Source organism: Arenibacter certesii DSM 19833 (assembly GCF_000429545.1).
Classification (GTDB): Bacteria; Bacteroidota; Bacteroidia; order Flavobacteriales; family Flavobacteriaceae; genus Arenibacter; species Arenibacter certesii.
Window position 1 is genome coordinate 211,068 of the sequence record NZ_AUCB01000004.1, and the last position, 8,396, is coordinate 219,463.

General features: G+C 38.1%; 8 protein-coding genes. 4 read left to right on the forward strand and 4 right to left on the reverse strand.

Annotated features, from left to right (window positions below):
* Window positions 1-57: 57 nt before the first annotated feature.
* The 4 genes from G466_RS0102005 to G466_RS0102020 all read right to left on the reverse strand — a co-directional run bounded on the left by G466_RS0102005 (window position 58) and on the right by G466_RS0102020 (window position 4,733).
* Window positions 58-1,677 carry a family 20 glycosylhydrolase gene (locus G466_RS0102005; protein ID WP_026812139.1) on the reverse strand — a complete coding sequence of 540 codons (1,620 nt, stop codon included), beginning with the start codon at window positions 1,675-1,677 and terminating at the stop codon, window positions 58-60.
* Between the two features lie 29 nt (window positions 1,678-1,706).
* Window positions 1,707-2,375: a GDSL-type esterase/lipase family protein gene (locus G466_RS0102010; protein ID WP_026812140.1), complete on the reverse strand. Its 669-nt coding sequence runs from the start codon at window positions 2,373-2,375 to the stop codon at window positions 1,707-1,709.
* Between the two features lie 143 nt (window positions 2,376-2,518).
* The gene (locus G466_RS0102015; RefSeq protein WP_026812141.1) at window positions 2,519-3,766 is read right to left on the reverse strand and encodes a serine hydrolase domain-containing protein; all 1,248 of its coding nucleotides are present in this window, start codon (window positions 3,764-3,766) and stop codon (window positions 2,519-2,521) included.
* Between the two features lie 55 nt (window positions 3,767-3,821).
* Window positions 3,822-4,733 (reverse strand): SMP-30/gluconolactonase/LRE family protein, encoded by a 912-nt coding sequence (locus G466_RS0102020; protein WP_026812142.1) that lies wholly within the window; start codon window positions 4,731-4,733, stop codon window positions 3,822-3,824.
* Between the two features lie 217 nt (window positions 4,734-4,950).
* Here G466_RS0102020 and mazG point away from each other — a divergent pair, with 217 nt between their 5' ends.
* The 4 genes from mazG to G466_RS0102040 all read left to right on the forward strand — a co-directional run bounded on the left by mazG (window position 4,951) and on the right by G466_RS0102040 (window position 8,164).
* Entirely contained in the window at window positions 4,951-5,724 is a 774-nt protein-coding gene (mazG, locus tag G466_RS0102025) for a nucleoside triphosphate pyrophosphohydrolase (protein WP_026812143.1), read from the forward strand.
* 180 nt (window positions 5,725-5,904) lie between these two features.
* Window positions 5,905-7,299: an MATE family efflux transporter gene (locus G466_RS0102030; protein ID WP_026812144.1), complete on the forward strand. Its 1,395-nt coding sequence runs from the start codon at window positions 5,905-5,907 to the stop codon at window positions 7,297-7,299.
* A 62-nt stretch (window positions 7,300-7,361) separates the two neighbouring features.
* Window positions 7,362-7,589, forward strand: a complete 228-nt coding sequence (locus G466_RS0102035; protein ID WP_026812145.1) for a hypothetical protein — start codon at window positions 7,362-7,364, stop codon at window positions 7,587-7,589.
* A gap of 5 nt (window positions 7,590-7,594) precedes the next feature.
* A complete protein-coding gene (locus G466_RS0102040) occupies window positions 7,595-8,164 on the forward strand; it encodes a phosphatase PAP2 family protein (RefSeq protein WP_026812146.1) in 570 nt (189 codons plus the stop codon).
* Window positions 8,165-8,396: the final 232 nt, after the last annotated feature.

Genomic DNA, 8,396 nt, shown 5'->3' on the forward strand with positions numbered 1-8,396 from the left:
TTATCTTGAACTTTTAGGTGCGTATATTTTCCAACTAACCTTTATTATTTGAAGGCTCTAATCTTTTAAAATTGTTTTGTAAGTGTGTTTACTTTTTTTCCAATCTATTAACTTGGAAGGGTAATATTTTACGTTCATTTTATCTAGGTATGGGGCCTGGTTCCCTACTCTAACTTTATAATCTTCCCAATTTCTATTTTCTTCGGTACTCCATCCAAGTTCTGCATGCCCGATTACCCTAGGAAAGGCCAAATACTCCAACTCTTCCATATTAGTAATAGTCTCTGACCAAAGTGGCGCTTCTATTCCCAAGATGTGCTCCTTATTAATTCCCTTAATATACTTTTCTGGAGTCCAAATATAGGCAGTATCTACAGGGATATAACCTGCCCAATGCAAACCGTACTGGGAAACGGTGTCATATTTCATATCTAAATATGCCTTTTTACCAGGAGCCAAGATAACTTTCATTCCTTTTTCAACGGCAATCTTGGCATTCTCTTCGTTGCTCCAAAATTGGGCTATAGCGGTAGTGTCAATATCGGCATGGACTATTTCATCCCAACCTATCATTCGCTTGTTATATTTTTTGACAATTTTATCCACTCTGGAAATAAAATAATTAAAGTCCGCTTTCTTTGTAACCAAACTTTCATCCCCTCCTGCATGGAAATAAGGGCCGGGGGTTATTTCAGAAATCTCCCTAACTACATCGTCTATAAAAGCGTAAACTGTATCTTTCCTGGTGTCAAAAGTGCTAAAGCCTACTTCTATCCCAGTATGGGGTTCTATCTTTTTTCCATTTCCGTTAAGAAAGGGGTAAGCTAGGGACGCCGCATTGGTATGTCCTGGCATATCCACTTCAGGGATGATGGTTATGTATTGTTTGGCAGCATAAGCTACTATGTCTTTATAATCCTCTTGGGTATAGAATCCGCCGGGACCACCACCTACTTCAGAGCTTCCACCAATTTCGGTAAGTTTTGGCCAAGACTTTATTTCAATTCGCCATCCCTGATCGTCCGTGAGGTGTAAGTGTAGTGTGTTCATCTTATAATAGGCCAAAAGGTCTATATATTTCTTAACGTCTTCCACGTTAAAGAAGTGTCGTGCCACATCTAACATAGAACCCCGGTATTCAAAATTAGGATGGTCTGCAATTTCTCCTGAGGGGATTAGCCACATTTCAGTATCAGAAAGGGTGTCATTGCTAATTTCGGGAATAAGTTGTCTAAGAGTCTGTACGCCTCTAAAGGCACCTTCAGCGGTGGTTGCACTTAAAATAACGGAATCTTGAGATATGGTTAGTTCGTATGCTTCATTATTGGTGTTATCGCTTCCTTCCAATTGTTTAATTAAAATGACCCTATCGGAAGATGAACTGGACATGTTGTTTACTACAAGGTCCAATTGTGTATGCCATTTTATTTTATCGGATAAATATTGTGCCACTGCATGTAAATCTTCTGAATCTGGTGAAGTGTGTATAACGGTGTTTTGGTCCAACCCAAAAGCACTGTTAGTTGCATTTATCTTCAACGGTTTGGGAATCATATTTTCCTTGGCCAAATCGGTTTTGGGAAAATCGATGATTTTCTTTTTTTTCTGTTCACATGCTGTAATTGCTAAGACTGCCGTGAGAATCAGAATTGATTTAAGAAGAGAAGTTATTTTCATAATATATATGTGTTGATAAAAGTTATTATTTATTTAGTGGTGTTCGTATTCTCGTTGTTCATAATGGGAGCGATTACAGAGAACCACAGGTCATATCCTTTTTCATTTAGATGTAATCCGTCCTTTATGAAAATATCTTGCCTAACATGCTTTCCATTTAGCATGGCATTCCACACATCAGCATATTCCACTCCAGCTTCTTTACGCGCTAGTTTTTTAAATTTTCTATTCAATTTTTTGTACTTTCTTTTATAGTTCCAACGGGCAGTGCTGGGTTTGGCGGAGATGAGGATGATTTGAACGTTTTTGTTTTCTTTTTTTATATTGGCTATTATTTGCTCAGTGGTCTCAATAATTTGTTTAGGTCTTTTATTTGAGACGATATCGTTGTCGCCTTCATATATAAAGACGTTCTTAGGGTTAAAGCGCAGAATTAATTCTTCTAGATGTTGTAATAGGTCGGTAGCTTGGGATCCTCCAAACCCGGTGTTTACTATTTGATGTCCTGGAAACATCGATTCAAGGTTATTCCACATTCTTATACTGGAACTTCCTGTAAAAACAGTGGTCTCTTTGCTACTATCCCATATAGTATCGTATTTTGCCTTAAGGGCCTGAACTTCGTTGTTGTAAGCCCAATTATTTTGGCCAAATGCAATTGCGGATAATAAAAAAAGAAGATAGAATCGAGGTTTCAAATTCGTGAAAATTAAAGGTTAAATTAATTATATCGTAGGAATTGACAAACAAATTTCGACAGGGAACACCAGAGGTGTGCTATTGGTATTTATTTTTATCGTTAATAGTCGGTAAAATATGATTTATTTTAAAGTATTTAAGGTCACTCTTGTACAAGGGACTGATACACCATCTGTCTCATTTTTTCACCATAATAGTTATTGTAAGGCTGTAATTGGCTCATTAAAATAACCACAAGCTCCTCTTTGGGATCAATAAAGAAATAAGTGCAATAAGCGCCACTCCAATAATACTGTCCAACAGACCCTAAACTTTTACTGTCTGCCAAGTTTGTAGTAATTCCAAAACCAAGTCCAAAACCTTGTCCAGGAGCCTGATAAAGATCGCTTACCTGATTCATGGTCATTATTTCTATAGTTTTGGGACTTAGCAAATGTTTGCCATTATACTCCCCCTTATTGAGCAACATCTGGCAGAATTTCATGTAGTCTGAAGCGGTAGAAAAAAGACCATGGGTGCCGCCGTAGATAGTATTACCCTCTATAGGCAATTGGTTGGGAGAATTTATAAGTTTCCCATTTTTATCAATACTGTGGACAGGCATCCATCTGTAACGATTATCCTGGGATATGTTGTATCCTGTATCTTCCATTTCTAAGGGTTCAAAGAGACGTGTTTTTAGAAATTCAGAGGTGGTCAATCCACTAAAGTGTTCTATAAGGAGTGAGAGTACATCCGGCGAAGCACTATAGTACCATTGTTCCCCTGGTTGTCCTACTAAAGGTAATTTTAGCATTGCATTTACGCTACTTTCAATGTTTTTATGAGGCTCTGAGTAAAGCGCCTTTACATAGTCATTATCTAAAGTTGTTCCCCCTAACCCATGTGAGAACCCAGCGGTATGTGTCAATAGGTGGTTAATGGTAATTTCTTTATTTGCCGGGACAGTCTCCCCTTTAACGCCCTGTTCTACGTTTTTTGCTACTCGTATATTTTTAAATTGAGGGAGGTATTTGGATACTGGGTCGGTTAATGAGAAATATCCTTCTTCATACAACATCATAAAGGCCGCGGTTACAATGGGCTTGGTCATGGACATAATATGGAAGAGTTGATCTTGCTTAATGGGAGAACTATCCGTCATACTGCTATAACCATAGGCCGCTTTGTGAATTACCTCTCCTTTTCTAATAATATATGAGACGGCTCCTGGAATTCTTTCTTCCTCAATTTCTTTCTGTAAGAACTTATCATATCTGTGTAATCTTTCTTTGTCAACACCAGCAATAACAGCATTGGACGCCTCCTTGATAATGGATTGCCCGAATGCCAAGGAGCCAAAAAACAACAAAAAACTTAGGATAGGGAACAGGCGTTTGGTGGTATTCATATTATTTGGATATATGGTGTTTTGTTCCTTTTTTTTATGAGTTATTGGATAGCTTTTAGCGGACCCCTGATACATTCATATCCAGGGTGTAAACGGTGTTCATCGCCGTAATAAAAAGGGTTTTTTGATCCTTTCCTCCAAAAGTGACATTGGCCGTCCAATTTTGGTCTATAGGGATATGAAGAATTTTCTCTCCCTTTTTATTGAATACGATAACTCCCTTGCCTGTAAGATATACATTTCCCTTGTTGTCTAGTGTCATCCCATCGGAGCCTAGATTTGTGAATAAGGTTTTATCGCTTAAACTACCATCGGTATTCATCTTATAAGAATAGGTCTTTTTGTCACCTATATCCGCGACATAGAGTGTCTTACCATCAGCGCTACCTATAATCCCGTTAGGCTGTACTAAGTCATCGGCTACAACGGATATATTTTTTTTGTCCGGTGACAAGTAATACACCTGCTGTTTCTCTAGTTCCATTTCGGTTCTTTTCCAATAATCTCTCTGGTAGTAGGGGTCGGTAAAATAAATTCCACCTTTTTTATCTACCCAGAGATCATTTGGGCCATTTAATTTTTTACCCTTGTAATCATCTATTAAAACCGTAACCTCTTTATTGCTGGTATCTATTTGCCATAACTGATTTTTTTCATCGGCACACGCCAAAAGATTACCCTCGTTATCAAAATAAAGACCGTTAGATCTCCCTGATGGTTCCATAAAAACAGAGACGGAGTTATTAGCGGCAGACCATTTTACGATACGGTCGTTAGGCTGATCGGTAAAATAGATATCTCCATTGGGTGCCATTGCTGGCCCTTCCGTAAATGAATAGGTGTCGGACACTACCTTGAGTTCGGCCCCATTTGCAATTAAAGGTGTTTCCTGAGATTTACAGGATAAGCTTACTAATAGGGAAATTCCCAACAAGAAGTTTAAAGTGGGATGGTTTGTAGCGGTCATAGGATTCTTCAATATTTAAAATGGTTATAAATTGTATTTATTGATCTTACTTTCAACATTCAATAGCTTAATTGGCCCAATTAAGTTTGTAGTTCTTTACAAGCTTTGTTTATTAGGTAGTTTATTGGTGTTAATCCTCTAAAGTTAGCCAAAAAACTCGGGATTACGGAAGTCTCATCCCGTGGAGAGTTTGTATTTTTGTGAAAAAGCTATTTTTATGAATTCCAGGGAAACCCAGTTGCAGGCCTTTGATCGATTGTTGACTATTATGGATGAGTTGCGAGAGCAATGTCCATGGGATAAAAAGCAAACCATGCAAAGTCTTAGGCATCTTACTATCGAGGAAACATATGAATTAGGTGATGCGATATTGGACAACGATTTAGAGGAAGTTAAAAAGGAGCTCGGTGATGTACTGCTGCATATTGTTTTTTATGCTAAAATTGGTAGTGAGAAAAAGGATTTTGACATTGCTGATGTGGCCAATGAGATCTGTGATAAATTGATCAACAGGCATCCACATATTTATGGTGATGTTCAAGTACAAGACGAAGAGGAGGTGAAACGGAACTGGGAAAATATAAAGCTAAAGGAAGGGAAGAAAAGTGTCTTGGAAGGAGTGCCCAAAGGATTGCCCGCTTTAGTGAAAGCTAGCCGTATTCAAGATAAGGTAGCCGGAGTTGGTTTTGATTGGGAGAAGCCAGAACAGGTATGGGAGAAGGTTAAAGAAGAGTTGAAAGAATTTGAGGAGGAGGTAAGCAATAATAACGAAGATGCTATGGAAGCCGAATTTGGGGATGTGCTATTCTCAATGGTCAATTATGCTCGATTTCTAAAAATCAACCCCGAAAATGCGCTGGAACGTACCAATAAAAAATTTATTAAACGGTTTCAATATTTAGAAGGCAAGGCCAAAGAGCAGGGTAAAGCTTTAAGAGATATGACCTTGAATGAAATGGATGTTTTTTGGGAAGAGGCTAAAACGGTTTAAAGCCCAATATCTATTATAAAATCTTTCTATTAGTATTTCTTAGTGTTGCCTCTTTCAATTCCAGACGGGGGTTGGTTTGGCGATACTGCTTTTAATTTATTTGTAATATACTATTGAGGTATTCTGTACCTAAAATTCGGTTCGGATACTTTATCTTTGCCCCTTTAAAAAAAATAAGTCTTGCTACAGAAATATACAAAGGAGTTTAAGTACAACTTAATGTTATCCTTTCCGGTTATTTTGGGAATGCTGGGGCATACTTTTGTCCAGTTTGCTGATAATATTATGGTAGGCCAGTTGGGAACAGCAGAGCTTGCTGCGGTTTCGCTTGGGAATAGCTTTGTGTTTATCGCTATGTCCTTAGGAATAGGATTTTCTACTGCCATAACCCCATTAGTAGCTGAGGCCGATGGGGCCAATAATACGGCTGATGGGAAAAGTGCTTTAAAACATGGCTTGGTGCTGTGTACCATTATGGGGCTTGGACTCTTTGGAGTTATACTTTTGGCCAAACCGCTAATGTACATGATGAAGCAGCCTGTAGAAGTTGTAGAATTGGCAATGCCATATTTAGACCTCGTTGCTTTTTCCTTAGTGCCCATGATTATTTTTCAGGCACTAAAACAATTTTCCGAAGGACTATCACAGACTACCTATCCTATGTATGCTACAGTAATTGCCAATGTGGTAAACATTGTACTTAACTACTTACTCATATTTGGTAATTTTGGTTTTCCAAAAATGGGAATTGTAGGTGCGGCTATAGGGACCTTGATTTCCCGAGTGGTCATGGTTATATTTTTGTGGGTACTTATTAAGCGAAAAGAGAAGTTTAAAGAGTATGTAACCGGTATCAATTTCAGGAAAATAGAGAAAAAGGTGATGAAAAAAATCATAGATCTCGGTTTTCCTTCGGCGCTGCAAATGTTTTTTGAAGTAGCTATTTTTACCGCTGCCGTTTGGATTAGTGGTGTTCTGGGTAAAAATGCCCAAGCTGCAAATCAGATTGCACTAAACTTAAGTAGCATGACGTTTATGGTGGGTATGGGGCTTGGTGTCGCTGCTATGATACGGGTAGGAAACCAAAAGGGACTGGGTTCGTTTAAAGAATTAAGGCGTATTGCCCAATCCATATTTCTACTTACCTTTTTATTGGAGGTAGTCTTCGCTATTTCTTTTATCCTTTTAAAAGATTGGTTGCCTACCATTTATTTGGATGTTGGTGATATGGCTAATATACAGGACAACACAGAGGTTATTAAGTTGGCTGCTCAGTTGCTTTTTGTTGCGGCATTTTTTCAAATTTCAGACGGGGTGCAAGTAGTTGTACTGGGAGCTTTGCGTGGTTTACAAGATGTAAAGGTGCCTACTATGATTACTTTTGTGGCATATTGGCTTATTGGTTTCCCAATCAGCCTTTATCTAGGAGTTTATACCCACCTAGGTAGTATTGGAATATGGATTGGATTGTTGGTGGGACTTACTGCATCTGCTATAATGTTGTATATTCGATTTAATTATTTGACCAGAAAATTAATACAGACCAAGGATATTTTAGTCCAAAATAAAGCATAAAAACAATTGTATATTCTTGATCTGATTAAGGAAGGATATACCTATACTAAACAATAAAACTTATGGAATTCCCTAAATTTTTGTTAGGCGATAATACTGATTATCCTACCGCTATTTTTATAATACATACCGAATATCCTAGATTTATCATCAATTTAGAAAATGATGAAGTGGAATGGTTGGAGGACTTTGACAAGGAAGATGAAAAAGAACTGGAAGAGGAATCGGTAAACTTAATTGAAGCAGCAACAGCCTTTTACGACAGGGAAATCTTTAGGTACGAAGAATAAAAAAGATGTTGGAAGAATTAGTGAAGTATGACAAGGAGTTGTTTCTTTTCCTCAATCATTTGGGAACCTCTCAATGGGATGGATTTTGGCTATTTATAACGAGTAAATGGAGCGCTATTCCTCTTTATTTATTTTTAGCCTTCCTTACTTATAAATCTTTTGGTATAAAGCAATTGCTTTTGGTTATGGCCAGCATTGCAGTACTTATTTTGGCTACCGATCAGCTTGCAAACTTTTTTAAATATGGAGTAGGACGATTACGGCCTTGTTTCGATTTAGAAATAGGGGAATCGGTGCGATTGGTTAAAGCTTCCTGTGGAGGTCAATTCGGATATTTTTCCGCTCATGCCGGAAACTCCTTTGCAGTGGCAACTTTCTTCATTCTATTGTTAAGAACAAATTATAGCGCTTTAGGATTAATCTTGGTGGTTTGGGCGATGGTGGTCGCTTATAGCCGAATCTATATAGGAGTGCATTTTCCTTTAGATATTTTCACTGGGGCAGTAATAGGGAGTGGAATGGCCAGCCTATTCTATCACCTGTTTATAAGAATAAGGGATAAATATAATTTATAAATGACTTATATTGGGATATTCGGGAGTAGGCCGATTTTCACTAAAAACTGGACAGAACGAATCCTGGAACATCGATGTTTCCGGGATTTTTTTTATGGTTTATTTTCGAAGTGGATTTTCGTCCGGTTTAAGAGGGCTTTTTGGTCGTTTTAGTGAGGTTCTGGCATACCTTTCCCATCGAAGTTTCGGATCGCTAGTCCCTATGCCGCTTTTTCCAGCGCCATGGCCGACA

Bases quoted from the DNA above. Each gene is read 5' to 3' on its own strand.
- G466_RS0102040 (WP_026812146.1), top strand. From the start codon at position 7,595: ATGTTGGAAGAATTAGTGAAGTATGACAAGGAGTTGTTTCTTTTCCTC.
- mazG (WP_026812143.1), top strand. From the start codon at position 4,951: ATGAATTCCAGGGAAACCCAGTTGCAGGCCTTTGATCGATTGTTGACT.
- G466_RS0102020 (WP_026812142.1), bottom strand. From the start codon at position 4,733: ATGACCGCTACAAACCATCCCACTTTAAACTTCTTGTTGGGAATTTCC.
- G466_RS0102035 (WP_026812145.1), top strand. From the start codon at position 7,362: ATGGAATTCCCTAAATTTTTGTTAGGCGATAATACTGATTATCCTACC.
- G466_RS0102015 (WP_026812141.1), bottom strand. From the start codon at position 3,766: ATGAATACCACCAAACGCCTGTTCCCTATCCTAAGTTTTTTGTTGTTT.
- G466_RS0102005 (WP_026812139.1), bottom strand. From the start codon at position 1,677: ATGAAAATAACTTCTCTTCTTAAATCAATTCTGATTCTCACGGCAGTC.